This window comes from Janthinobacterium sp. GMG1 (assembly GCF_034427795.1).
Classification (GTDB): Bacteria; Pseudomonadota; Gammaproteobacteria; order Burkholderiales; family Burkholderiaceae_D; genus Janthinobacterium.
Window position 1 is genome coordinate 420,874 of record NZ_JAXQNT010000004.1, and the last position, 24,335, is coordinate 445,208.

Here is a 24,335-nt window from a genome sequence, read left to right on the forward strand (position 1 = left end):
GCGTCTTCTACTTCGCCGGGGATACCGAAAGGCGATCGGCTTTGTTCGCCAAAAAACCGGCAACCTCGACGCCCACGGCCAGCAGGTCGGCCGGGTCCATGTTGGCCACGTCGTGCGCGGTCAAGGTTGGCTCGGTGATGCGCGGCAGCACGATCTGCAAGGCCGACACGTTCAGGTTGGCCAGTTCGATCAGGGAAATGCCGCGCAGGGCGCCCGCCTTGGGCTTGCGCACGGTCAGCGAGGTGATGAAGGTGTCGCCGCGCTTGATCGGCTCGTCCAGTTCGATGACGGCTTGATTGTTGTTTTCGGTGTTCATGGTGTTGTCCTTGTGTGTAGGTGGTGACTAAAAAGGGGATTACAGGCCGCTGGCCTTGCGGATGGCCGCATTGGTATCGACGCCGCCGATGTTCTCGATGCCACTCATGAAGTCCAGTTCGATGACCGTGGCGCCGTCGATCATCAGCTTGTAGTAGCTGCAAGCCATCGTGTATTTATGGGTGGTGTCGTCGCCCATCTTGGCGCCGCCCATGTCGATTTCCTTGTAGCGGCCGCGCACGACAACCTCGACGGCTGCGACGTTGCCGTCCTCGTCGTTCTGGTAAGCACCGGCGAAGCGCAGCATCACGGCACCGTGCGCATGCGCGCCGTATTGCTTCAAGGCTTCGGCGATCAGGCCGCCGCCGCTCCATTCCAGCGACAGTGCCTCGTTGCCGAAGTCCACGGAGACGGGGCCGCTCATGCCGCCGGCGCGGTACTCTTCCATCTTGCGGCTGAGTTTCGGCAAGGTGACTTCGGGCACCATGCCCATGAACAGCACGCCGTTTTGAAATACGTTGAATTGCTTGAGTTTGTGGGGCATGCCCATAGCGTTCTCCAGTGGTCAGTTGCGCCCGCACACGGCGGGCACGGGGTCGGTTAAGCGGCGATGCGCGAGGCGAAGTCGGCCAGGTAGCGGTCGGTAATGCGTTGCTGGAAGCGCAGGTTTTCCAGCGGCGGCACGGGCGTGTAGTCGTAATCGATGGCCAGCTTGCCGTCTTTCAAGCCTGTCTTGTCGTTGTACTGCTCGTCATACCAGGCATGGCCGTCGATGATGTAGCCCTGCAGTTTCAAGTCGCGGAACTTGGCGTTGATGCTTTCCAGCAGATCGCGCACCAGGGAGGGATGCAAGGGCACATCGACATAGGCGAAGTGCGCCTCGGCGATGGTGTCGGCCAGCACCTGGGCCGTGCGCGTGTAGCTTTCGAAATAGAAGAAGCCGCCCGGCGCCTCGCAGGTGCGCGAACCCCAAAAGCGGTAACCGCCCATGTTAATCAGGGTGGTGACTTCCTTGGCATTGAGCACGCCGGCGTCGGTAGCCGGGTCTTGCAGGTCGAAAAACACGTCCTTGCTGATGCCGGTCGGGCCGTTGACGACCACGTTGGAGAGGGTTTTGTGCCAGCCCGTCTCCTCATCGATCTTTGCGCGCAGGCCCATGGCGTAGGCGACGGCCGAAATGCTGGCCTCCGCGTCGATGGTCTTGTCCCAGTTGACAAAATCCGGCCAGATAATCATGACCTCGCGCTGGCCGAACTGGCCGCGATAGGTGGTGGCGGCCACCACGTTGCTGCAGCCATACGCGGAGGCGTACACGAAGCTGCGCAGTTGCTGCGCCACGCTGGCCAGGGCGTTGGTGACGGCCTTGGTGTCCAGGCCCGGCGCGCCCAGGATGCGCGGTTTCACGCCCAGCTTGCTTTGCGCGGCCAACAGCGCCTTGGCGCCCAGGTATTTGCCGTCCGGTGACACGCCGCCCACCACATTGGTGGTGGTTTCCGCTTCCGTTTCGCCTTCTTCCACGCGCACCACGACGGTCAGGGGCTTGGTCTGCGCGGCAATCGCTTCCAGCGCGCGGTACAAGGTGCCCGTCTTGCCGGCCTTGCCCATGGCGGCCAGCACGTTGGTAACGAGCACGGGCGTGTCGAGCGGGAAGGCCGCCGGGTCGGCATCGTCGGCCGTGGCGATCAGGCCCAGCACGGCCGTGGATACGGTGCGGATCGGGCGCGATCCCTCGTTGATTTCAATGACGCGCACGCCATGGTGGTAGTCGGTGGCCATGTGGCTCTCCTGGTGAGTAGGTGAATGGGGCGTTACTGGGCAATGGGTGGCACGAGGGCAATGCCGGCGTCGTCGAAGGCGCGGCGGGCCTCGTCCGGCAAGCTGGCGGCGATGCGGTCGTATTCGCCCTTGATGGCCGCTTGCAGCGCTTGTATATCCTGCGCGGCAACGACTGACGGGCAGATGGTGATGTCGAGCAGCGCCTGGCGCGCATCAATGGCGCCTTCCACGATGTCCGTTTCGCCGTTCATCATCGCCGCGAAGCCGATACCGGCCAGGCGGTTCAAGACGGCTTCACGCGCCGCGCGCACCGCGTTGAGGTAGGCGGCGGCCAATTGCACATACGGCGTGGGCGCGCGTGCCGTCACGATCCACTGGCCATGGGAATCGAGCGAGACGGTGGCGCCTTCGGCCACCGCCGCCTGTATGCTGGCAAGCCGCTCGGCAGGAATCAGCACGGCGTCAGCGGGCCATGAGCCGGCGGCGTCATAGGCCGCGCGCAGGCGTTCGGGGTAGAAGCCTGCCGTTTGCAGGGAGTAGAAAACGGCATCGAGGTTGTCGGGGGCAAGCATATCCATGGGGGGCTTTCTCTTGTTAATAGCCGCGTGCGGTATAGGTGATGGGGTAGGCCAGGTAATCACTGGCGCTGGAATTGACCACCGCCACCGGCACGCCGCTGCGCGTTTTTGCATCCATGTTGAAGTTGACGGAACCGGCCCCCAGGGAACCATGGATGACGTTGGCTTGAATGGACAGCAACCCATTCGGAAAGGCGGACGGAAAGGTCAGGATGCTGTAGCCGGTTTTACTGGCGACAAAGCTTCCTGTCTGGCACATGATGCCGCCGGGCGATGCCTGGCAGGAACTCACGCCCGCGCTGGCAATGGACGTGAGGAAATCAGCGTTACGCCACATTTCTGCAGTCGTGTCGATGACCTGCCATACGCTGTCGGCAATGGCGGCGAGGGTGATGTACTGGCCGGATTTGACATCCATGCCGGTCACGCTGGACACATCGGCATTGAGCGAGGCGCCGGGGCCGGGGGCAAGTCGTCCCGTTTTTCCGGCCAGGCCGAAGAAGTGAATACAGCGGCCGGAATTGGTCGTGATGCCCAGGTCGCTCGGCTTGGGAAGCGTGAACACCACATTGTCGGCAGAAAAATACAGGCATTTGCCGATGTCCTCGCCGGTCAAGCTGCGCGACGCCGATACTGCGCCAGATGCCACGATATTGCCCTGTTCCTGCTGCACAAAAGCAGCATTGACCAACTTTTTTGATGCGTCGAACATTGGCCGTGTCGCCACTTCCTTCATGCTGTACTGGGGATGCGGGTCCAGCGCAGCCAGGTGCAGGGCCAGTTGCTTGTCGGCATAGGCGCGCACTTCGATATCCTGCTGATCGGCATACTGGCGCGTGGCCAGCACCACGGATGGATCAATTTTCAGCTCGATGGCGGCCGTGCTGGCGACGATCAGCACCACGCGCACCACCTGCGTGCGCCCGCTGCCCTCGACCATCAGGGGCTTGTAGCTGGGCGGGCAGTTGGCCACGGCGCACAGGTCGCCCGCCTCGTCGTAGATGCCGATTTCGCGCAGCCACCAGCCGCCCACGTCCTCGGGCAAGACTTGCTCGACGATGATCTGGCTGGCGTTGGCCGGGTCGATGGCTAACTGGTTCAGGTCTGCCCGGCGCACTTCATGCACGAGCGTCTTTTGCAAGCGGTCCGGGATCGGCAGGGCGCCGTTGCCGTCGCCCACGCCCATTTTTTTCAGTTTCAGGGTTTGGCCCAGGGCGATGGCGTTGGCCAGCTTGGCCTCGCCCACCTGCGTCAGAATGGCAAAGTATGTGCTCATGGATAGATGGTCATGGTGTCAATGGTATGGGGGGCGCCGGCCTGCAACAGCGTGCCGCGCACTTCGATTTCTTCGGCGATCCACGGATAGACCGTCATCGCATCGCCGTGATAGGCGGCCAGGCCGATCCGCACCTGGCCACGGGTTTCCAGATACAGCGCCAGGCCCGTCAAATGCCGGCTGACGGGCTTGGCGTCGGCAATCAGGCGTTCCATTTCCTGAAACATGGTGTCCGTGATGCCCGTGTCGAGTACGCCGACGTCGAGGCGGAAGGTGCCAGGCACGCCCGGTGGCGTGGTCTGCCACCATTCGGTGATGCGGATCAAATAGCCCAGGGACTCCACCACGCGGCGCACGGCGGCAATCGTGCCCTTGTGCTTGTGGATGAAATAGGCCGCCTTGATGGCGCCGCGCTTGATCGACTCGGGCCAGGTGTCGTCCCAGCGGTCGACGGAGCAGGCCCAGGCCAGGAACGGCAGCAGATTGACCGGGCAGCGGTCGGCGTTCCACAGGTCGCGCAGCGGCACGGGCACGTTGACCAGCTCGGCGCAGGCCACGGCAATGGCGCGCTCCAGCGCCGTGGTATTGGGCGGCAGGGTGGCCACGAGCTTATTCATCGCGCACCACCACATTGAGCTTGATAGCCGTGCAGCGCGCGGCCTGGGTGGCGTCCAGCTCGATGTCGGCCGCCGGGCTGGTGAGCACGACCTTGCGCACGCCTTCGACGTGCACGGCGGCGCTGCAGGCGGAGCGGTAAATGCTGTGGCCCAGCGGGCGGCGCGGCTGCGACACGCGCGCGGCGTTGGCTTGTGCGGCGGCCAGCAGAATCGGCACTTCCGGCCCGACGCCGATAAACAAGGTGGCCTCGATCTGGTAATCGATGACCTGGGCGGCTTGCACCGTCAGGCGGTCGCCCAGGGGGCGCACTTCCTCGGCGTTGAGCGCTCGCGCCACGGTGGCCAGCAGCTCGGCGCTGGCAATGCCGGTGTCGTTGTTGGCCAGCACGGTGACGGTGACGTGCGCAGGCGCGGGGCTGGTGGCGCTTGCATCCTTGACGCGGCCGTCGCTGCTGCGGGCGTGGAATTCATACGATGCTTTCGGGCCGGCCACGGACAGGCCGTCCGGCGCTTCCTGGATGCGCAGGCGGTAGGCGTCGTTGTCTTCCATGACGGCCGCCACGGGCGGCAGGGCGTTGGGATTGGCCGGCGTGATGGTCAGGCGTTCCACGTTGACGTTGGCGCCCAGCTGGTCCAGGTCGCCATCGAGGGCAAACGCCAGCATGACGGCCTTGCCCGCCTCGTTGACGCGGTTGCGCAGGATGGTTTCCTGATACGCGTTTTCTTCCAGCAGCTTGGTGGCCGGTTCCGATTCCAGCTCCAGCAGGGCCGTGACGGCAGCGCGCTCGGCTTCCGGCAGCAGGCTGACCAGGTGGGCTTTGCGGCTGGCGAGGATGGCTTCGAAGTCCAGCACTTCCACCACACTGGGCGCCGGCAACTGAGTCAGGTCGATAGGCGTGCTCATACGGCGCCCGCTTGCTTGACGGGCACGGACAGCGTGATGCCCTGGCCATTGGCCGTGCCATCGAGTAGCAGGGCGATGGCGCCGTCCGTGTCGCGCGTGAGCTGGACGCTGGCGAGCTGCAGGCGCGGCTCCCAGCGGCGCAGGGCAAAGGCGGTGGCGGCGTAGATGCGCAACTGCGTCGCGCTGTTCAGGGGCTGGTCGATCAGCTCGGGCACTTCGGAGCCATAGCGGCGGCGCCGGATGCGCGAACCGATGGGCGTAGTGAGAATGTCGGTCACGGACTGGCGCAGGTGGCCCAGGCCCGTCAGGCTGCGTCCGGTGGCGACGTGCATGCCCATCATGGTTGCGGCCCGCCCGACCGGTCGCTGCCTGCCTTGACGCCGCCGTGCGCATGCTTGGCCAGGCTGATGGCGCCGGCCAGCACGTCCTCGCTGGCTTTGATCGTGCCTTGCACGGCCATGGCCACGCCGCCATCGGCGCCGGCCTTGGCGTTCACGCCGCCGTTCAGGGTGGTTACGCCTTCCACGGTGGTGGATTGCTTGACGATCAGGTTTTTCATGATGGTCAGGTCGCCCGTGCAGATGGTGCTGGGCGCGTTCGACGTTACCGTGTCGGCCGTGATGGTGGCGGTGCCGCCTGGCAGGGTGGCCGTCAGGGCATGGGCCGCATGGTCGTACTGCACCACAGCGCCATCGGGGTAGTGCGTGGTGTGGATGCTGTCGCTGGTGTCGGGCGCATCAAATTCCTGCGAGTACAGCGCGGGCAGGATGATGCCGCGCGTCAGGTCGCCGCCAGGGGAAAAGACGATCACCTGTTCGCCGACTGTGGGCGCCGACCATGTGCGCGTGCTGCCGGCGCGCGGCGTGGCCCATTTCAGCCACTCGGTGGTGAGCGTCGGCCCGAGCCGCACGCGCGCCTTGGCTCCTTTGACCTCGGCAATGGTGCCCAGGCGGATCAGGTTTTGCAGCAAGCGGGTGAGGTCGGACAGGTCGGCGTTCATGCAGTGCATGTTGCCGAAGTCCGCGCGCGGATGCACGCGGGGGCGGGTTGATAAGCGGCTTAGCGACTATGGCAGTCCGTGAGGCATAAAGTTATATTTGCCAAGTCGGGGGCGATGTGGCGGGCGGCCGCTTTCGCACTCTATGGCGGACCATGGAGCAGCTGAAGTTTGACTTAACGTTGACGTCTAGCGAGGTTGAAAATCATGGGTGTTGTTGCTTGTAGAGAAACCAAGTTAATACTGCCATGATAACTAAAGAGAATAGCGCACTGGTGAGCAATATTCGTTTTGCGTGATGCTCTCCAATCACGATCCCCAAGAGCCCGCCCCATGCCATTGGCAAGATCGCATAGATGACGATTGACACGACTTTTAGTAAGTTGGAGCATGATTCGCGACAAACGTTGGTCTTTGCGACGACCTCAAACGCATGAGGCACCATATCGAAGGCGATGCCAACCAAGAACCCGAGGACAATAAAAGCAATCTTTTTCACCATCATTTGACCTCGAAGAAAAGGATTAATTTCGAGTTCCGAAGATCGGAGTAAACCGGTATCCAAGGGTTATTGATTCCCAGGGTGAACCGTGCAAATGTCTCCAGCGTTCCGGTTAGGCCGTTATTCGTGAGCCGTGACCCGTTCCATAGATCGATGTGCCCACCGCTTGCGCTTGCAGGTGCTTCCCCGCTGCGAGTCCAGTAAGCATGAAACATTATGATGCCAGTGCGCCCCTTGACCTTCGATTCCCAATCCTTGCCGGTGATGTTTTCGGGCTTTTTGGGCAAGCCACAAAACGGCTGTAGCTTGAGCCATTCGCTAAGTTCGTATGCCCGCGCGGCAGCGGGGGAGCCGTTCAACATGACGCGCCCCAATACTTTCGTGCCTGGCATCGGCTTTACGGTTTTTTGCGAGAAGGAAAGCATCTTGATTCCCGCCTTGTGAAAAGTCGCGCTCATGCGTAGGGCGCACTGATTACTATAGTCCCCCTTGTCGCCTTCCCCTGGCTTGTATGGTGCACCACTAACATAGTTTTCCCAAAGGTCGGCGAATTTGACGACGGGCACGTCAATCTTGCACACGGAGTCCTTCGTGGTGTTGGTCTTAATCTTTGCTTGTTGTTTGAGCTCCGCTGCCATCAGCCGACCTCTTCCATTTTAGCCAGGGCAACGTCACCCCAGTAAACGGTGTATTCCTCTTCGTTATATGTTTCCACGCGCGGGAGTATGCCTTCCATCGTTGCGCGGCCAGAGAAGCGACGTCCGTCCTTGGTCTCGACAAAATACGGAATGCCACCGATTTCGCTGGCATGAAGCTGTGGTTGTTCGTCATAGCTTTCGGCGATCTCCGAGGCCGCGGCAGACGAACGTGGAGGCAAAGCCCCCGGCGCCAATTGCGCGGCGGCCGCCGCAGTCGCATTCGAATGCTCAGCGGCTTGCCATGTGCCTGTACTCCATTCCACTGTATCGGTGAATTGGGAAGCGATAAGAACTGCGCCGCACGAGGTTTTCATTCCCGCAACCGCCACACCTCGGCCATAGAACGACGTTGTTGTCACCCCTTCGGCGATTGGAAATATGCCTTTGCACTTTGGACAGTGTACCTTGTGGCCCAAATATGAGATCGGCTTGCCCATGCACAGGTCACGCGGGGATCCTTCCAATACTGTGCCGCCATGACTCGTGGTGTCGCCCTGTCGGATTATCTCAGGCATGTAATGCTTTCTAGAGAGAATGATGTTTATTTCATTATATTAATTTTAACACCAGATTGCCTCTCGTTAAGAATATCCGTATCGCCGCCTGGAATAGCGGGGAGGCCGGAACCGCCAAGAATTTCTTCGGGAAACGTCATAAGTGAGGTTTACGGTTGCATCAGCAATCCGACGTGGTTTGCCTTGCGTATTTCCACTGTCTACACATGCCCGATTGGCTTTTGCCACTATGGCATCGGAAAACCTCTGTTTTCCGAGAGACCGCTCTTGGCTGGTTGCGGTGGGTATCATGCGACTCTAACTCATTTGATAACTAATGTCAGGTGAAGTTTGCATTGATGCATCTTAGTTTTTTCCCATGTGACGCAGCAGCGATTCGCGTATCAACGTCCGATCCGGTTCACTTAACCCCAGCAGGGGCCGCTCCGGGTACTTGTAGACCGGCCCTTTCTTGGTAACTCGCTCTTGCCGGCCAAACTGATGCACATGCGCCACGCGCGCCACCCAGCCAAAGAACCCGACCTCGATCTGGTTGCCGGTCGCCTTCACCTTCAAGTGTTTTGCAGTGCGAATCTTGGCGAACATGGCCGCCTTTTGCCGCTTGATGCGCCCGTTCTTCCCCTTAAATTCCTTGCGCCGCTTGCGTGCCGGATAGGCCGCGCCATCCGGCCCTTGCTGCGCCTTGATCCGCTGTGCCTGGCTTCGGCGCAGGTCGATGGCCACCTTGTGGTTGATGGCGCGGCGCTGGGCCGGCGCCAGCTTGGCCAGCAGGGCACCGACCCACGCTTCCAGCGCGTGCAGGTCGTCGCTCATGGCGTGGCCTCGGGCGTGCGCCATTCGGCCAGCAGGGTGTCGCCGGCGTACAGCTTCCAGAACTCGTCCGCATAGGCGGGCATGTGCTGTATCTCGGCCAGGTGCTTGATGTCGAGGCGTCCCGCCTCGCCGGTCTTGACCGCCACGCGCTCGGTGAGGTCCAGCTTGATGGAAATATCGACCGTTTCATGGTTGTTAAAATCCACCTCGAAGCTGATGCCGCGCTTGCGCTGTTCCTCATTGGCCATCAGTTCGGCCTGGTGGACTTTCAGCCACGCGATCATGGCTACCATGATGGCGTCGGCGTCGCCCGCGTAGTCGGTCACGATCAGGTTCAATTTAAAACGGTATTCGAAGGAGAGGGAGGCGGTGGCGGTGGCCACCACATTGCCTTCGTCGACGAAGACGACGAGGCGGTCGGGATCACGCTGCAGCTCGGGGATGGCGGCGGCCAGGTGCTGGCGCAGGCTATTCGGTTTGTACATGGTAGGTGTCTCGCACTAGGTTGTAGGCATCGATGCAGGCGTTGAGCTGGCGGGTGGCGGCGTCGCCGTCGCTGGCGATGGCGTCAAGAGCTGCCGCAGTCGCGCGGTCAAGTTCGGCACGCGCTTGGTGGCGATCAACGGGGGCAGCGGCGGAATTTGCGGGGCCGGCGCCAGCGCTGGGGCAATTGCCTGCGACGGGGATTGACAGGCGGATAGCGCCGCTGCGCACGTCAGCCATAAAGCGGTCGCGGTCAGTTTGTGCATGGTGGTTGTCCTCGGTGAGTTGATCGGTGCGCGCGGCGAGCTGGCCAGCGGCCGCGCGTTCCAGCTGCAGCACGCGGCCGGTGGCCTGGACCAGTGCGGTAGCGGCCGTTTCCTGGGCGGTGGCCGCGGTGCGGCGCAAGTTGGCCAGGGCGGTGTCCTTGCGCCAGCCCTGCACCGTCCAGCCGAGCACGGCGCCCGCCAGCAGGCCCATGGCCAGCGCGCGCCAGGGCGGCGCCGCGATCACGGGGCCACCCGCGTGCGCAGCCAGCCGAACAGGAAGCGGCGCTGCGTCTTGTTCGCTTCCGTGATGTCCAGGTAGCGCGCCGCCTGCAGGCCGTTCAGGGCGCGCAGCATGACGGTGGCGCCTTCCTGGCCGCGCCAGGCGAGAAAGGCGGCCAGTGCGCCCAGCGACTGTTTGCCCAGGCTGCCATCGACGGTGAGCACGGGATAGCGCGCGCCCGTATCATTAAAACCGTTCAGCCAGCGCTGCAGGAATTCGGCCGCCACGCGCGGCCCCATGTTCACGCCCGTGTCGATCAGTTCCGCGCCAATACCGACGTGCATCGCCAGCACCTGGTCGAATTTCGGGCCCGTGATGTAGCGCGCCAGGTAGATGGCGCGCGCCAGCGCCACGGGCAAGTCGCGCATGGCGCCCTGGTAACCGTTGGCGCGCGCCACGGCCACGGTGATGCCGAAATTGGTTTCGCCGCCCTTGTCGTGCGGGTCGTTCACATAGCCGCCTTCGGTGCGCAGCACGTCATCGATGGCGCGCGCGATCAGCGGATCCTCGGTGGCAGCCATCAGTGTTCCTTTGCGTCTTTGACCAGCTCGGCGATGTCCTTGTCGCTGCGGCGCTGGAACCACAGGGCCACGGCGCGCGATACCCACCAGCCGGGCGCGCCCACGATCAAATCGACGGCGGAGGCGTTGACCATGGCGCCAATGGCGGGCAGTTGCGCGCACAGCAGCTGGTACGCGGTGCCGCCCAGCAGGCACGAGAACACGCCGGCGCAGGCCAGGCGGGCGACGAATTCGCCCTTGTTGAAGGTGCCGTCGCTGTTCAAGGGCGGCAGCACGATATACAGCATGGCGGCGCCGATCATACCCAGCGCAGCCTTGAAGCCGTACAGTTTGACCAAGGCGGCGAAACCACCAAACGATTCTGCGGACATAGCTTGTTTCTCCATGATGAGGATAAGTGAAGGTTGTTAAAAAAGTCAGTCCCATAGCTGCACAACGTCCGCCATGGCGGCCACGCTGGCGGCAGGGTCCGGCAAGGTGACGACCAGACCGGCCGGCAGCACGGCGCCGTGGCGTGCCAGCGCGGGATTCATTTCCAGGGTCTGCTCGACATAGCCGGCGCCGTCGCCCAGGTAGCGCCACACCAGCGCGTCTACCGTGTCGTGCTGCTGCGTGCGCACCTGCATCAGATCAATTCCACCGTCAGGTGCGTGCGCCCGACCATATCGGCGATGGCCCATTGCGCATTTCTCCGCTGCGCGCCGGGCGCTTCGTCCAGCCATTCCATGCTTTTCTTGTCGCTGGCCGACGACGCCGTGGTGTCGTAGTCGCGGTAACGCTCGATCAAGTCGGCCTTGGCCGTGCTGTAGACGGCGCGCCGGTACTGCGCCAGCAAGCGGCTTTCACGGTTGATGCGCGCGGCCGGCACGTCCGCCAGCGCGACGATGCCGGCGGCCGCATGCACGCTTTGCCAGCCGGCCAGCTCGCGGTTGACCTGCAGAATGGCATCGACCACGGCTTGCACCAGGCGCGCATCGGTGACAGTGCCGTCCAGGCGCATGGCGTCGCGCATTTCTGTGAGCAGGATGTCGGGAAACCAGCCATCGTTTTCCACGATGCCGGGCGTGGAGCTGGGTGCCGGCGGCGTGCTAATGCCACCTGGTGCGCGGGGAGGAAGGGCGATAAAGGACATGGTGTCTGCGATGGAGGTGAAAGGGGAGGCGGTGGACGGGGTTCATCAGGCAGGTAAATTCGCCGGAATCCCCCCGTGCCGCCTGTGCGCCGGGGGCTGCTCTTTAGCTGGAATCAGCCGCGCGCTTGATGCGCCGCTCCAGTCGTTCCATGTCTTTCTTGACGCCGACGGACTCGGACAAAGCCCGTGCGCGCTGTAACTGCGCCATGGCCACGCCAGCTTGTTCCAGCAGGGCCGGGGCGATGTCCGTCGCGTCCCGCTGGTCCAACACGGCCACCATGGCCAGGCCGATGGCCTTGTGCAGCTTGGCGCGCGCCTGGTCAGGTGCGTCGCTGGCGGCCGTCATCGCTTCGACGGCGCCCAGCACGACCACGGCATGCTGCGGGTCGCCGCCCAGCTTGCCCTGCAGGTAGGCGGCGGCAAACTCGTCCAGCATCATGGTCGGAATGTCGCGGCTATAGGTTTCCGGCAGGGTGAACTTGTGTTCCATGCAGTAGGCGGCAATCACCAGGGCGCGGTCATATTCTCCCGTGTCGATGTGCCATACGAGCATGGTGGCTACGACATCGTCTTGCGCGCCCTTGCCGCCGGCCAGCACGCCGTCGATCCATTGCGCATAGGTCGCCAGCATGGTGGCCTTGACCTCGATCTTGCGCTCGACTGACTGAATGGATTTCAGGCGGCGGCGGTCGTCGGACAGTTTATAAAGCATCAGTTCATACGCGCTGCCGGTGGTCACGCCCAGCGGCTCGGCGGCGCCGGCCGTGCGCTCGGCCAGCATGCGCGCGCGGTGGCGCAGGGCAGGAGACAGATTGCCCATGGCTTAGCCTTTCAGCTCGATGTGTTCCACCAGGGCGGCGAGGCCCAGGTCTTCGATCACATACGCGTCGTTGGACGACTCGTAGTTTTCGATGCGGTCACGCTTGGCCTCGTCCACCACGCGGCGGCGGCGCGCACCGTCCTGGAAGTAGATCGACAGATTGTCAAAGCGAGTAATCAGGATGGCGTTGTCCGGGAAGTAGGGAACGCGCACGGCTGGCAGGCCGCCAATGCGTTTCTGGCTGATGATAATGTCGGCCGCCAAGGTTTCCGTGGGCGCCTGCTTGGTGTTCACCAGCGGGAAGTATTTATCGCTCAAGAGCTTGCGGCCCACGATGGCGACCAGGCCCGTGTCTTCCTGATACCACGGGTCCAGCAGGTTGACGGCATCGAGCACGGCGGCGTCCAGATTGGCATAGTCATCATCCGCGCCAGCGCCGATGACGACCTTGCCCGGCAGGCCGGCGCCGACCAGGCCCAGCACGCGTTCGGGCGCCTGTTCGCGCAAGTGCTGCAGCCAGCCCTTGTTCACGTCCTGCAGCAGCGGATTGGCGGCCAGGTCGGTATTGGCCATGACTTTCACGCCATTGAAACCGATGACGATGCGGTCCAGCGCCTGGCGAATCACGATGGCATTGGCTACGCGCGATTGAAAATCGGGGAACTTGGCCCAGGCGTCCAGCTTGGCATACGTCAGGTGCGTGTCGAAGTTGGTTTGCTCGCAGCGGTATTTGGTGCTGTCCAGGGTGGACAGGTCGCGTGTCTCGCGTTCCTTGTCCTTGGTGTTGGTGCGGCCGGCAATCGGGCCGGAGACGCCCAGGCCCAGCTTTTCGCCTTCCTGTTCGCCCACGCCCATGATGTTGATCTTCGACAGGAACTCGCTCGATTCCTGCATCTTGTTTTCCAGCTTTTGCTGCACGCTGGGCGCCACGCTGAAGGTCTTGGCCACCGTATCGGTGTCGTTCAACTGGCCCAGGCGAGTTTCATACTGGCTGTAGACCTGGCGGGTTTGCTTTTTCATTGTTTGGTGCTCCGTTGTTGGATGAATGTGGGGGGGAGGGCGCGGGCGCTTAAAACTCGGTCTGCACGGCGCCGTCGTTGCCGGTGGCCGGCGGGCGGCGCGGCGCGTTGCCGGGCGCCGCGTCCATCTGCGCCTTGAAGGCGTCCAGGTCGGCCTGCGTGGCCGTCAAGGCCGTTTCCGCTTTGTCCAGGCGCATCAGGGCGCTGGCGTAGTTGTCATTCGCCGTGACGACGTGGCCGGCCAGGGTTTCCACGGCTTCGCTGATGTCGGCGAATTGGGCCGCGTCGGCGCCGGATTTATTCGAAAAGCGCGACAGCAGGTTTTTGACGGCGTCGGCCAGCTTGACGCCTGCCGGTTCATCGAAGACCAGTTCGACCTCGACGCCAGCGCTAAACAGGTTGCCGCTTTGTTGCTTGCGATTCGCTGAGAATTTCAGGGCATCGGTGCCCAGGCTGGCGGGGCTGTCGGTGACGCCCAGGCCGACCAGATAGGGTTGCGCCGTATCGGCAAAGTCAGGCTGGATTTCCAGACTCGTGTACAGCTTCTGTTTCGCTTTGTTGATGGCGACCAGTTCCGGCGTGGGTTCGATCTGCGCGAACAGGGCCAGTTTCTTGCCGTTGTCCGTGTCCACTTCCTCGGCTTTCACCGCGATCACGTCGCCGTAGGCCTTGAATTGGCTGTCGGGCAGGATGCCGCGAATATGTTCGAGCCAGATGCGCGCGCCGTAGGTTTTCGGGTTGTAGCTGGCGGCAAGCTGCTCGATGGTGGCGCGGTCAATGTTGCGGCCGTCCGTGGTGGCGCCTTCGGTGGCGACGCGGAAGAATTGGGATTTAGGCATGGTGGCGTGTCTCGGTTGATCGGATAACGCCATGGTCAACGTCTTGGCCCGGCGATTCAATGCGGGGCGGGTTGCTATGGCCCATAGCGACTTTTGCCTTTCCCCGTTCCGCGCGCGCGCGGCCTACGCTGGCGGCATGCTGACAATCGAGAAAACAAGCGAACAAACGGCGGACGAAAAAATCGCCGAACTGGCCGTGCCCGAATCCGAGCCGCGCCGTGCCGCGCGCGCCCTGTACTGGAAGGGCTGGCGCATTTCGTCCATCGCCCGCCACCTGGGACTCAAGCGCAGCACGATCAACAGCTGGAAGGCGCGCGACGAGTGGGACAAGGCGCAGGCCATCGAACACGTCGAGGCAGCGGCCGAGCTGCGCCTGGTGAAACTGATCGAAAAAGAGGTCAAGAGCGGCAGCGACTACAAGGAAATCGATCTGTTGATGCGCGCCGTTGTGCAGGCGGCGCGCGTGCGCCGCTACGAGCAACCGGGTGGCAATGAGGTGGACCTCAATCCCAAGCTGGCGAACCGCAATGCCGGGCCGAAGAAGAAACCGACGCGCAACGACTTCAGCGACGAGCAGCGCATTCAATTGCTCGATGCCTTCCAGGATTCGCTGTTCGACTATCAAAAGGTCTGGTATCGCAACGGCGACCAGCGCACGCGCGCCATCCTCAAGTCTCGCCAGATCGGCGCCACCTGGTACTTCGCGCGCGAGGCGCTGGCCGACGCCATGGCCACGGGCCGCAATCAAATCTTCCTGTCCGCTTCAAAAAGCCAGGCCCACGTCTTCAAGCAATACATCGTGCAATTCGCGCGCGAGGCGGCCGGCATCGACCTGACGGGAGATCCCATTGTGCTGCCGAACGGCGCGCACCTGTATTTCCTGGGCACGAACGCGCGCACGGCGCAGGGCTATCACGGCAATTTTTATTTTGACGAATTTTTCTGGACGCAGAATTTCCAGGAGTTGAACAAGGTGGCCTCGGGCATGGCCATCCACAAGAAATGGCGCAAGACGTATTTCTCGACGCCATCCTCGACCACGCATCAGGCCTATCCGTTCTGGACGGGCGAGCTGTTCAACAAGCGCCGCGCCAAGGCCGAGCAATTCAACATCGACGTGAGCCACCAGCGTCTGGCGTCCGGCTACACGGGCGAAGACAAAATCTGGCGCCAGATCGTCACCATTCTGGACGCCGAGCGCGGCGGCTGCAACCTGTTCGACATCGACGAGCTGCGCAACTTCGAATACAGCCCGGACCAGTTCGAAAACCTGTTGATGTGCAATTTCATTGACGATTCGGACAGCGTTTTCCCCTTGAACGAGCTGCAGCGCTGCATGGTCGATTCCTGGGTTGAATGGGACGACTACAAACCCCTGTTGGGCCTGCGCCCCTTCGGCAACCGCGCCGTGTGGATCGGCTATGACCCGGCCTTGAACGGTGACAGCGCCGGTTGCGTGGTGCTGGCGCCGCCCATGACGGCCGGCGGCAAGTTCCGCGTGCTCGAACGCCACCAGTGGCGCGGGCAGAGCTTTGAGGACCACGCTGAAGCCATCCGCCAGATGACCCAGCGCTACAACGTCGAATACATCGGCATCGACACGACCGGCATGGGCATCGGCGTGCTGCCCATCGTGCGCGGCTTCTTCCCGGCCGTCACGCCGCTGAACTACTCGCCCGAAGTCAAAACCCGCATGGTGCTAAAAGCCAAAAACATCATCAGCAAGGGCCGGCTGGAGTTTGACGCCGGCTGGATCGACATCGCGCAATCGTTCATGGCGATCCGCAAGACCCTCACGCCCAGCGGGCGGCACGTCACCTATGTGGCCGGGCGCAGCGACGAGACAGGCCACGCCGACCTGGCGTGGGCCTGCATGCACGCGCTCGACCACGAACCCTTCGAAGGCAGTACCGACAACAACCAATCTTTCATGGAGATTTATTCTTGAGCAAAGCACGACATCAGCGCGCCCGCGCGCGCTCCGCACCTGGCGCAGATACGGCCACAGCCCCGGCGCCGGCCGCCGCCGGCATCCAGGCGTTTTCCTTCGGCGACCCCACGCCCGTGCTCGAGCACGGCGACATTCTCGACTGCTTCGAATGCTGGAAGAACGGCGAATGGTACGAGCCGCCCATCAACCTGGCCGGCCTGGCCAAGTCCTTCAATGCCGGCGTGCATCACTCCAGCGCGATCCACTTCAAGGCCAACGTGCTGGCGTCCACGCTGATGCCCAGTAAATACCTGTCGCGCGACGCTTTTAAACGCCTGGCGCTCGACTTCCTGACGTTTGGCAACTGCTATCTGGAAGACCGGCCCAGCCGCAGCGGGCGCCCGCTGACGTTCGCGCACGCGCTGGCCAAGTACATGCGGCGCGGCATCGACTGGGACACGTATTTTTTCGTGACCAATCACGGCACGGCGCACCAGTTCGAAACGGGCCGTGTGTTCCACCTGATGGAACCGGACGTCAATCAGGAGCTGTACGGTGTGCCGCAGTACCTGAGCGCGCTGCAATCGGCCTGGCTCAACGAGGCGGCCACCCTGTTCCGCCGCAAGTATTACAAGAACGGCTCGCACGCCGGTTTCGTGTTCTACATGACGGACGCCGCCGCCAACACCCAGGACGTGGACAACTTGCGCCAGGCCATGCGCGACAGCAAGGGGCCGGGCAACTTCCGCAACCTGTTCATGTACGCGCCGAACGGCAAGAAGGACGGCATCCAGATTCTGCCCGTGTCCGACGTGGCCGCCAAGGACGAGTTTTTCAACATCAAGAGCGTGACGCGCGACGACCAGCTGGCCGCCCACCGCGTGCCGCCGCAGCTCATGGGCATCCTGCCGAACAATGCCGGCGGCTTCGGCGCCGTCGAGCCTGCCGCGCGCGTCTTCGCGCGCAACGAGCTGGTGCCGCTGCAGTCGCAGTTCATGGCCATCAACGAGTGGGCCGGGGTGGAAGTGGTGAGGTTCGCCCCGTATGACCTGGCCACAGGCGGGGAGGGCGCGGCATGAGCGACCATATCGACAACACCGACAAGATCATCTTTGCCGAGGTGGCGCGCGGCCTGGCCGCCGTGCGCGGACGGCCCGCCCTGGTGGCGCACGGCGCCTGCCACTACTGCGACGAGCCGCTGGCGCCCGGCCTGCCGTTTTGCAACGTCGATTGCCGCGACGACTACGAGAGGGAGCAGGCGGCGAAGGCGCGCGCCGGCCGTCCAGCATGACCGCCACGCCGCGCTGACCGGCAGGGCCGGGCCGCGACAGCCCAGTCGCGCCAGAGCGCCCCAGCCACCGCACAGGCCGCCCATGAGGCGGCTTTTTCACGTCCCGACGATTGGCATTGTCATGGAAGCAAGAAAAAGCCCCATTTTGGCCCGGCGCGCGCAGTTGTCCCCCCTCCACACCTGCCCGCTATATAGGGGTCTTTTGACTCAAATTTGCGCCATGGCCGAAGGCGCATGAGGACTGGCGCGGCGGGCGAAGAGGGGAGCATGCGTTTTGACGCATTTTGACGCACTTTGAGCGGTTTTTGGTGCGGGTGGTGTGCGAACGTGGGAGCGGCGCTATTTTCGCGCTACGCCGCACCCAGGCGCGGTTCTGGCCGCTGTACTGGCGTCCTTGTTCTCAGCATCATTCATCTTCATGCCCCTGCATCATTGCCGGGTATTGCGGCCTCAAGAACTCTTGATATACTGTATGCATGTACAGTATTTTACTCAGGTGTCACAGTGATTGTTAAAATGTTAAAGATGCGCCTTGCTGGCGTAGAGGTGCCCAAGCGACGGCTGAATGATCGTTACAACTTAGCACGGCCCGGAACGTTGGAAGTCGTCGAAACGACAGACCAGGGCTTGCACCGTCTGGTGAGGCTGGCCCGCTTCACTTACGGAGAGAGCGGGAAGTATGTTGACACACTTTTCGATGTGAATTTGCTCTGGTATCGGGACGGGCGCATGGTGTTGTCAGGGTTTGAGCGCAGCAAAGTGGATATGCAATTTTGCGACTATGCGCAGTCCTGGCTGTGTTTTGTCGGGACGGAGCCGCCGCCAATGCCGGAAGGCAGGTAGAATAAATTGCATGTGCGCCGACTATACCCCCAGCCGTAGCGATCAAATCGAACAGCATTTTGCTGTTCGCTCCCCTCAGTTTGACCTGCCGCCGGAAGCTTGGCCAGGCTACATGGCGCCGATTATTCGCGCCTCTCACGAGGTGCCCGGAGAACTGGAAGTCGCGCCGGCATGTTTCGGGATGGTTCCGCATTGGGCCGATATGAAGCTGGCGCGCCAGACCTACAACGCCCGCACCGAAACCGTGGCGCAGAAACCGTCCTTCCGCAATGCCTGGAAGCGCAAACAGTTCTGCATTATCCCCGCGGATAATTTCTTCGAACCTTGCTATGAGACTGGAAAGCCGATCCGCTGGCGCATCGAGCGCGCCGATGGTAAGCCGGCCGCCATCGCCGGGATATGGGAGTTCCGGCCGCAAGACTTGCTGTTGTCGTTCTCGATGCTGACGATAAACGCCGATGACCACCCGCTCATGCAGCGTTTTCACAAGCCGGATGATGAAAAACGGATGGTGATGATCCTCGACCCGGACCAGTATCACGGCTGGCTCGATGGTTCTCTTGTGACTGAAGAGGATTTGTTTCAGCAGTATCCGGCAGAACGCCTCTTTGCAGTAGCTGATCCGCTTCCGTCGCGTGGGAAAAAATGAACACAAGCCCGGATGCTTGGGCGCCAAGTGGCTTAGATGCTAGATACCTTTTCTACGGTTCTGACCTTGGAAGTAGCAGCCTGTTGCCAGGGATTTTATCGGATATTTTCTTGGGTGTTTCAGGGGACAGCAGGGGTAGTGTTAGGCCTTACCATCTTAGGATGGATTGCTCCTATGCCTCTGTTTGTCCAATTAGTTGTCAAAGGCGCCTTCCCGGAATGGGGGCGATTTTTTTCTTATGAAAGAGGCTTCCAATCCTCATAGTTTCTATCATAAATTTTAAGCTATTAAGGGTGAAAATAAATCGACTATTGAAGCTTATTTTTTTTGGTTTGATCGCTATGAGTGCTATTTACTTGGAGTAATAATAAAACCGATGGAGAAATATTTCACATGAAAGTATAAAATGAAAAAAGAAATTAATTTGCGAAAATATTTAAAATCAAATTATCCTGTTGAAAATTATGGGGCTAATAGACATATTTCAATAAAAAAATTTCACGACTTGGGGCAAGGAATTAAACTTGATTCTAATGATGTAGTGAGGTATGTCTATTTAAATGAATTGTGGCATGCCAACGCTTGGATAGAAGGCGGTAGAATCCCAATCGGGATGGCATCTTCTTATATAAGCGATGTGCGTGATGGGACTTTTACTCCTGATGAAAATCTAATACACAATTCCCCAATCGCTCTTGATGGACCTGAGCTTCACGGTGTTTTTAAAGGTGAAATTCGCGGACTTACAATGTTGGGATGCACAAATAATGGAAAAAAAATTCTTGATTTGCATGAAGTAGATAGATACGTTGAGGATGGGGCTATTCTTTCTTTTTGTAAGAAATTTGATGTTGAATTGGGTCGGAGATTTAAAGGTAAAGTTATTTGTTTGAAGATAAAAGACATAAGGGATTTATTTCAAGCTATTGATGATCAGTTGCCAGTTATTGGTAGATTGGAAGACTGTTTGTACACAGAAGACCATCAAAGGAATCACTTTCTTAAATCGATTGATGATTCATGGCAAGAGGAAACAAGAATGTTTTGGAAGATTGCCGAAAAAGTGGAGGTCGAATTACCTCCCGGTTTGGCCGAAGTGGCTGGAATTATAAATTAGCTTATCAAGCGCGATAATGTCTGAACGCGCGCTGTTTGAGAAAGTGACCTGCTGGAACATATCTTTGACCACTTGGAAATGCTATCGCCGTACAGAAGATCGTGATCGACATCAACTTATTCCAGGACGGGTCATGAAAAACAAAAAAAGGCCACGCGAGGATGGCCTTTTTGTTTTCATGCACCTGAGACAAAACGGCGCAACTTTTGGCGTAGCTTTTATAAACTACCGCGCATCGTTCATAGGAGAAATACTCTCTTGGATCAATGGTACCTATGCCAGTTATCAATTAAAAATTGTTTAACTTGTTTCCGACTTCGGATTGTAGGTGGCAAGTAGTCGTGAATAATACGCTCTGCCTTCAACGCATATTGCTTGTTTCCAACTTCAAATTCCAGTGAAAACTCATTGCAAAAATACAAGACCTCATACCATTCATGACGATTAAGTTCGTCGCTGTCTGGGGTTCCTCTCATGGACGGGTCATCACCCTGAGTCGTGCTATTCGGGTATTGGAATTGTAAATCGCCCTTTTTTAGCGGACCGGAAGCGGCGTTGCGGCAAATTGCGGATGACTCTTGAATCTTTTTCATTGAGTGCTCCTTAGGCAGTAGCCTTGAGAAATTACAATGGATCAACTAATAGAGACGAAGGGACCTGACCAGGGAGGGGCGACCAAGGGTAAAAAAAAGGCTGTCATTTTGTTGTCATTTTCAGGCTAAAACAGCCCAAAAACAACCCAAATAATGACAGCCTTCTTCTTGCTAACTACTTGATTCTAAAGAATTCAGTGGTGGAGACGGCGGGAATCGAACCCGCGTCCGCAAGCACTCTACAGACAGTTCTACATACTTAGCACTATCATTTAATTTAACTCAGCCAGCACGGATGTGCACGTTATGGGCAAGCGAGTTACCTATTATTTAGTCGGACGCTAAGTAACCCAGCATACGACGAGTCCCTGTAAATGACTCTAGAGCTTTTGACGGCCCACCCCAGGGACGAGGTGTTCTAGAGCTAACAGCGATTAAGCTGCCAGTGCGTACGAGTTATCGTTTGCAGTTAAGTTTTTTCAGGTTGTATTTACGAGGTAGCCCGCCCTCGGTATGCCCTGCGCTGCTTTGCAACCCACGTCGAAACCAGGTCGTCCCCACAGAACCTTCATTGTAGCGCAATCTGCCCACTCTTGCATGATGCATTCGCTTGCTTGCGTGCCATATCAAGCGGAGGCCGATTTATGCCGCCAACTGCCGCTCCTGCGCTGCCTTCACCACGGCGCTGACCAGTTCGAGCAACGCCAGCGGGGTATCCAGCAGATGGTCCGCGTTCCAGTGCTGCGGTTCGATGGGGCCGCAGTAGCCCCAGGCGCAGGCGACCGTGCGCATGCCGGCGGCGCGGCCGGCCTGGATGTCGCGCAGGTCGTCGCCCACGTACCAGCAGTCTTTCGGCGCCAGGTCCAGGCGGCGCGCCGCTTCCAGTAGCGGGGCGGGGTGCGGCTTCGGGTGCGCCATGGTGTCGCCCGAGATCACGCAGCCGGCGGCGCCCAGGCCGATCTGGCCGACCAGCGGGTCGGTGAAGCGGGCGGCCTTGTTGGTGACCACGCCCCAGGCCAGGCCCAGGGCTTGCAGGCCTTCCAGCATGGCGGGGATGCCGTCGAATAAACGGCTTTCCACGGCCAGGGCCGCTTCGTAATTGTTCAGGAAACCGTCTTTCAGGGCTTCGTAGCCGCTTTCGCCTGGGCCGATGCCATATGACGCGCCTATCATGCCGCGCGCGCCGGCCGATGCCGTGGGGCGCAGGATGTCATACGGGGTCGGTGCCAGGCCGGCGCGTGCGCGCAGCAGGTTGATGGCCGCCGCCAGGTCGGGCGCGGTGTCGGCCAGGGTGCCGTCGAGGTCGAACAGGATGGCGCGCGGGGCTGGCAGAGGGTCAGTGATCATGGCGGGCAAAGTGTGTCAAGTAGGAATGAAAAATGGCGGCCGCAGCCGCCTTGTAATGTGCGTGATGGTTACAGCGGCCGGGTGCAGGCCACCAGATAATTGACGCTGGTATCGCTATTAAGTGAGTAAATCTTGGTCAGCGGATTGTAGCCCATGCCGCGCATGCTGTTGACGTCCAGGCTGGCGCTGCGCAGGTATTGCGACAGTTCGGCCGGGGTGATGAATTTGTCATAGTCGTGCGTGCCTTTCGGCAGCAGGCGCAGCAGGTATTCGGCGCCCAGGATGGCGAACAGATACGCTTTCGGGTTGCGGTTCAGGGTCGACAGGAACACGTGGCCGCCCGGTTTCACCAGGGTGGCGCAAGCCTTGACGATGGCGGCAGGGTCCGGCACGTGCTCGAGCATTTCCATGCAGGTCACGACGTCGTACTGGCCCGGCTCTTCCTCGGCCATGGTTTCGGCGGCGATCAGCTTGTAGCGTACCTTGGCACCCGATTCCAGGCTGTGCAGGTCGGCAACTTTTAGCGCCTTCTCGGACAGGTCGATGCCCGTCACGTCGGCGCCCTTGCGGGCCATCGATTCGGCCAGGATACCGCCGCCGCAGCCGATGTCGATCACGCGCTTGCCGGCCAGCGGCACTTTCGCGTTGATCCATTCCAGGCGCAGGGGGTTAATTTCGTGCAGAGGACGAAACTCGGAAGTGGGGTCCCACCAGCGGTGGGCCAGCTCACTGAATTTTTGGATTTCGAGAGGGTCGGCGTTCATAGGTCGAATAATAGCGGCAATTTTACAATTGGGCAGCCACGGACGAAAAAAAACCCCGCCGTGGCGGGGTTTTTCATGCTGTTCTTGACTTGCGCGATGACTTGCGGCAAGTCCAGGAGTTCAGCTATTACTTGTTGCGGGTACCAACAACTTCGATTTCCACGCGACGGTTTTTCGCACGGCCTTCGGCAGTTTTGTTATCAGCAACAGGTTGTTTCTCGCCTTTGCCTTCGGTGTACACGCGGTTGCTTTCAACGCCTTTGGTGACCAGGTAGGCTTTGACAGCATCAGCACGACGTACCGACAGTTTTTGGTTGTAAGCATCGGTGCCGACGGAGTCGGTGTGACCCACAGCGATGATGACTTCCAGGTTGATGCCGCCCAGTTGTGCGGACAGTTCGTCCAGCTTGGCTTTGCCTTCTGGCTTCAGCGTAGCTTTGTCGAAATCGAAGAATGCATCAGCAGCGAAGCTGACTTTTTCCGAGGTAGGAGCAACAACAACTGGTACTGGTACGACAACGACTGGTGCCGGTGCTGGTACGACTGGTGCTGGAGGAGCCACGCATTTGCCGTCTTGCAGGGTTTCTGGCTCTACGCACAGTGGCACGTCGCAACCTGGCACTGCGTCAGCAGGTGTCCAGTAGCCGGTACGCCAGCACAGGCCGAATGGGTCACGCACGATTACGCCGCGGGCATCTTGCACGTAAGCGCTTTTTGGGCTTGGTGCTTTGATGTCAGTGGTAACTGGCGCGAATGGTGGGGAGGTTGGGGTTTGGGCCGAAGCCGAGCCAGCAATCACTGCGGATGCAGCGAAAAACAGCGTTACAAATTTATTCATTCTTTTTTCCTTTCGGGGGGTGATATCCGCAGAACAACACTGCGCTACTGGTGCTACGTGCCAAGATTTTATCATGTAGACCATATGCGCTCGTTTCAGATTGCGAAACTAGCAATTAACTTCCCAGTCATTTTGCCACACGCATCAGGGGCGCACGACCGTGGTTAAATCAAAGCTTGCCCGATTTTAGACCGTGCGTTGTTTTTGCGCAACGAAAATGCCCATTTGTAACGCGTCTGTAACAATTGATCGCTTTTTTTGCCTCTTTTAAGGGCAGGTGTCTTGAACTGATATTGCCATTGTGCATTATCGACAGGTCAACTTGCACGGCTCCGGTGCAAACTGCCAATCTTGTTGGTATGGCCAATTTGTACAGGTAGCTGGGCGCGCATGCTAAAATCGTGCGCTTGACTGTTAAGAGTGTCGGGCAAATGCCCACGGCGGCACTGCATGGCCAGCACGTACCACTGCGGTACCCGTACTGGCCGCGCCGCCAGCCCGCCGATTTGTTCTGGCACTCTGCGACATGGAAGCCGGGCCGCGCCAGCAGCGCGCGGTGCGGCGTCCACGACGACAGCCACCCAGGATATGCAGTATTGCGTCATACATTGC

General features: G+C 60.3%; 32 protein-coding genes and 1 other RNA gene. 6 read left to right on the top strand and 27 right to left on the bottom strand.

All coding sequences use genetic code 11. The annotated features are described in order from the left end of the window. Positions 1-7: 7 nt before the first annotated feature. The 22 genes from SJI03_RS13820 to SJI03_RS13925 form a co-directional block, all read right to left on the bottom strand. Positions 8-316 carry a phage tail assembly protein gene (locus SJI03_RS13820; protein WP_322427549.1) on the bottom strand — a complete coding sequence of 103 codons (309 nt, stop codon included), beginning with the start codon at positions 314-316 and terminating at the stop codon, positions 8-10. A gap of 39 nt (positions 317-355) precedes the next feature. Next, positions 356-865, bottom strand: coding sequence for a phage major tail tube protein (locus tag SJI03_RS13825; protein ID WP_071325087.1), 510 nt, complete (start codon positions 863-865; stop codon positions 356-358). A gap of 50 nt (positions 866-915) precedes the next feature. Next, positions 916-2,091 carry a phage tail sheath protein gene (locus SJI03_RS13830; RefSeq protein WP_322427550.1) on the bottom strand — a complete coding sequence of 392 codons (1,176 nt, stop codon included), beginning with the start codon at positions 2,089-2,091 and terminating at the stop codon, positions 916-918. Between the two features lie 32 nt (positions 2,092-2,123). Continuing rightward, the gene (locus SJI03_RS13835; protein ID WP_322427551.1) at positions 2,124-2,669 is read right to left on the bottom strand and encodes a hypothetical protein; all 546 of its coding nucleotides are present in this window, start codon (positions 2,667-2,669) and stop codon (positions 2,124-2,126) included. 16 nt (positions 2,670-2,685) lie between these two features. Continuing rightward, positions 2,686-3,945 carry a phage tail protein gene (locus SJI03_RS13840; protein WP_322427552.1) on the bottom strand — a complete coding sequence of 420 codons (1,260 nt, stop codon included), beginning with the start codon at positions 3,943-3,945 and terminating at the stop codon, positions 2,686-2,688. After that, a complete protein-coding gene (locus SJI03_RS13845) occupies positions 3,942-4,562 on the bottom strand; it encodes a phage tail protein I (RefSeq protein ID WP_322427553.1) in 621 nt (206 codons plus the stop codon). Before SJI03_RS13845 ends, SJI03_RS13840 begins: the two co-directional genes overlap by 4 nt. Next, positions 4,555-5,466: a baseplate assembly protein gene (locus tag SJI03_RS13850; RefSeq protein ID WP_322427554.1), complete on the bottom strand. Its 912-nt coding sequence runs from the start codon at positions 5,464-5,466 to the stop codon at positions 4,555-4,557. The genes SJI03_RS13845 and SJI03_RS13850 overlap by 8 nt, the downstream gene beginning before the upstream one ends. Continuing rightward, the gene (locus tag SJI03_RS13855) at positions 5,463-5,807 is read right to left on the bottom strand and encodes a GPW/gp25 family protein (protein WP_322427555.1); all 345 of its coding nucleotides are present in this window, start codon (positions 5,805-5,807) and stop codon (positions 5,463-5,465) included. Before SJI03_RS13855 ends, SJI03_RS13850 begins: the two co-directional genes overlap by 4 nt. Then, positions 5,804-6,475: a phage baseplate assembly protein V gene (locus tag SJI03_RS13860; RefSeq protein ID WP_322427556.1), complete on the bottom strand. Its 672-nt coding sequence runs from the start codon at positions 6,473-6,475 to the stop codon at positions 5,804-5,806. Before SJI03_RS13860 ends, SJI03_RS13855 begins: the two co-directional genes overlap by 4 nt. A 193-nt stretch (positions 6,476-6,668) precedes the next feature. Continuing rightward, complete coding sequence (locus SJI03_RS13865; protein ID WP_322427557.1) at positions 6,669-6,968, bottom strand: hypothetical protein; 300 nt, start codon at positions 6,966-6,968, stop codon at positions 6,669-6,671. Beyond that, positions 6,965-7,603 (bottom strand): T6SS effector amidase Tae4 family protein, encoded by a 639-nt coding sequence (locus SJI03_RS13870; protein ID WP_322427558.1) that lies wholly within the window; start codon positions 7,601-7,603, stop codon positions 6,965-6,967. Before SJI03_RS13870 ends, SJI03_RS13865 begins: the two co-directional genes overlap by 4 nt. Further along, positions 7,603-8,178, bottom strand: coding sequence for a PAAR domain-containing protein (locus tag SJI03_RS13875; RefSeq protein WP_322427559.1), 576 nt, complete (start codon positions 8,176-8,178; stop codon positions 7,603-7,605). The genes SJI03_RS13870 and SJI03_RS13875 overlap by 1 nt, the downstream gene beginning before the upstream one ends. Before the next feature lie 345 nt (positions 8,179-8,523). Beyond that, positions 8,524-8,991, bottom strand: a complete 468-nt coding sequence (locus tag SJI03_RS13880) for a phage virion morphogenesis protein (protein ID WP_322427560.1) — start codon at positions 8,989-8,991, stop codon at positions 8,524-8,526. Continuing rightward, complete coding sequence (locus SJI03_RS13885) at positions 8,988-9,476, bottom strand: phage tail protein (protein WP_322427561.1); 489 nt, start codon at positions 9,474-9,476, stop codon at positions 8,988-8,990. The genes SJI03_RS13880 and SJI03_RS13885 overlap by 4 nt, the downstream gene beginning before the upstream one ends. Further along, complete coding sequence (locus SJI03_RS13890) at positions 9,460-9,984, bottom strand: lysis system i-spanin subunit Rz (RefSeq protein WP_322427562.1); 525 nt, start codon at positions 9,982-9,984, stop codon at positions 9,460-9,462. Before SJI03_RS13890 ends, SJI03_RS13885 begins: the two co-directional genes overlap by 17 nt. Next, positions 9,981-10,541, bottom strand: a complete 561-nt coding sequence (locus SJI03_RS13895) for a glycoside hydrolase family 108 protein (RefSeq protein WP_322427563.1) — start codon at positions 10,539-10,541, stop codon at positions 9,981-9,983. The genes SJI03_RS13890 and SJI03_RS13895 overlap by 4 nt, the downstream gene beginning before the upstream one ends. Further along, positions 10,541-10,912: a hypothetical protein gene (locus tag SJI03_RS13900; protein WP_322427564.1), complete on the bottom strand. Its 372-nt coding sequence runs from the start codon at positions 10,910-10,912 to the stop codon at positions 10,541-10,543. The genes SJI03_RS13895 and SJI03_RS13900 overlap by 1 nt, the downstream gene beginning before the upstream one ends. A 45-nt stretch (positions 10,913-10,957) precedes the next feature. Further along, positions 10,958-11,167, bottom strand: a complete 210-nt coding sequence (locus tag SJI03_RS13905) for a tail protein X (RefSeq protein ID WP_322427565.1) — start codon at positions 11,165-11,167, stop codon at positions 10,958-10,960. Beyond that, positions 11,167-11,673, bottom strand: a complete 507-nt coding sequence (locus SJI03_RS13910; protein ID WP_322427566.1) for a head completion/stabilization protein — start codon at positions 11,671-11,673, stop codon at positions 11,167-11,169. Before SJI03_RS13910 ends, SJI03_RS13905 begins: the two co-directional genes overlap by 1 nt. Positions 11,674-11,776: 103 nt before the next feature. Beyond that, a complete protein-coding gene (gene gpM, locus SJI03_RS13915; protein ID WP_322427567.1) occupies positions 11,777-12,493 on the bottom strand; it encodes a phage terminase small subunit in 717 nt (238 codons plus the stop codon). 3 nt (positions 12,494-12,496) lie between these two features. Beyond that, complete coding sequence (locus SJI03_RS13920) at positions 12,497-13,513, bottom strand: phage major capsid protein, P2 family (RefSeq protein ID WP_322427568.1); 1,017 nt, start codon at positions 13,511-13,513, stop codon at positions 12,497-12,499. 49 nt (positions 13,514-13,562) lie between these two features. Further along, positions 13,563-14,351, bottom strand: a complete 789-nt coding sequence (locus tag SJI03_RS13925; protein ID WP_322427569.1) for a GPO family capsid scaffolding protein — start codon at positions 14,349-14,351, stop codon at positions 13,563-13,565. 136 nt (positions 14,352-14,487) lie between these two features. On the opposite strand from SJI03_RS13925, the gene SJI03_RS13930 reads away from it, so the two are divergent. From SJI03_RS13930 to SJI03_RS13955, 6 genes are all read left to right on the top strand, one after another. Beyond that, positions 14,488-16,299 (top strand): terminase ATPase subunit family protein, encoded by a 1,812-nt coding sequence (locus SJI03_RS13930; protein ID WP_322427570.1) that lies wholly within the window; start codon positions 14,488-14,490, stop codon positions 16,297-16,299. Beyond that, positions 16,296-17,360, top strand: coding sequence for a phage portal protein (locus SJI03_RS13935; protein WP_322427571.1), 1,065 nt, complete (start codon positions 16,296-16,298; stop codon positions 17,358-17,360). The genes SJI03_RS13930 and SJI03_RS13935 overlap by 4 nt, the downstream gene beginning before the upstream one ends. Then, entirely contained in the window at positions 17,357-17,572 is a 216-nt protein-coding gene (locus SJI03_RS13940) for a hypothetical protein (protein WP_322427572.1), read from the top strand. The genes SJI03_RS13935 and SJI03_RS13940 overlap by 4 nt, the downstream gene beginning before the upstream one ends. 516 nt (positions 17,573-18,088) lie before the next feature. Beyond that, positions 18,089-18,415, top strand: coding sequence for a hypothetical protein (locus SJI03_RS13945; protein ID WP_322427573.1), 327 nt, complete (start codon positions 18,089-18,091; stop codon positions 18,413-18,415). A gap of 10 nt (positions 18,416-18,425) precedes the next feature. Next, entirely contained in the window at positions 18,426-19,064 is a 639-nt protein-coding gene (locus SJI03_RS13950) for an SOS response-associated peptidase (RefSeq protein WP_322427574.1), read from the top strand. A 406-nt stretch (positions 19,065-19,470) separates the two neighbouring features. Then, positions 19,471-20,181, top strand: a complete 711-nt coding sequence (locus tag SJI03_RS13955) for a hypothetical protein (RefSeq protein WP_322427576.1) — start codon at positions 19,471-19,473, stop codon at positions 20,179-20,181. 263 nt (positions 20,182-20,444) lie between these two features. Here SJI03_RS13955 and SJI03_RS13960 read toward each other — a convergent pair whose 3' ends face one another. The 5 genes from SJI03_RS13960 to ompA all read right to left on the bottom strand — a co-directional run bounded on the left by SJI03_RS13960 (position 20,445) and on the right by ompA (position 23,723). Continuing rightward, positions 20,445-20,774, bottom strand: a complete 330-nt coding sequence (locus SJI03_RS13960; protein ID WP_322427577.1) for a hypothetical protein — start codon at positions 20,772-20,774, stop codon at positions 20,445-20,447. 198 nt (positions 20,775-20,972) lie between these two features. Then, positions 20,973-21,333, bottom strand: a transfer-messenger RNA (tmRNA) gene (ssrA, locus tag SJI03_RS13965). A gap of 83 nt (positions 21,334-21,416) precedes the next feature. Continuing rightward, positions 21,417-22,121, bottom strand: a complete 705-nt coding sequence (locus SJI03_RS13970; RefSeq protein ID WP_322427578.1) for an HAD-IA family hydrolase — start codon at positions 22,119-22,121, stop codon at positions 21,417-21,419. Positions 22,122-22,189: 68 nt separating this feature from the next. Beyond that, positions 22,190-22,885, bottom strand: a complete 696-nt coding sequence (gene ubiG, locus SJI03_RS13975) for a bifunctional 2-polyprenyl-6-hydroxyphenol methylase/3-demethylubiquinol 3-O-methyltransferase UbiG (protein ID WP_322427579.1) — start codon at positions 22,883-22,885, stop codon at positions 22,190-22,192. Positions 22,886-23,012: 127 nt separating this feature from the next. Then, entirely contained in the window at positions 23,013-23,723 is a 711-nt protein-coding gene (gene ompA, locus SJI03_RS13980; protein WP_034782001.1) for an outer membrane protein OmpA, read from the bottom strand. Between the last annotated feature and the right edge of the window lie 612 nt (positions 23,724-24,335).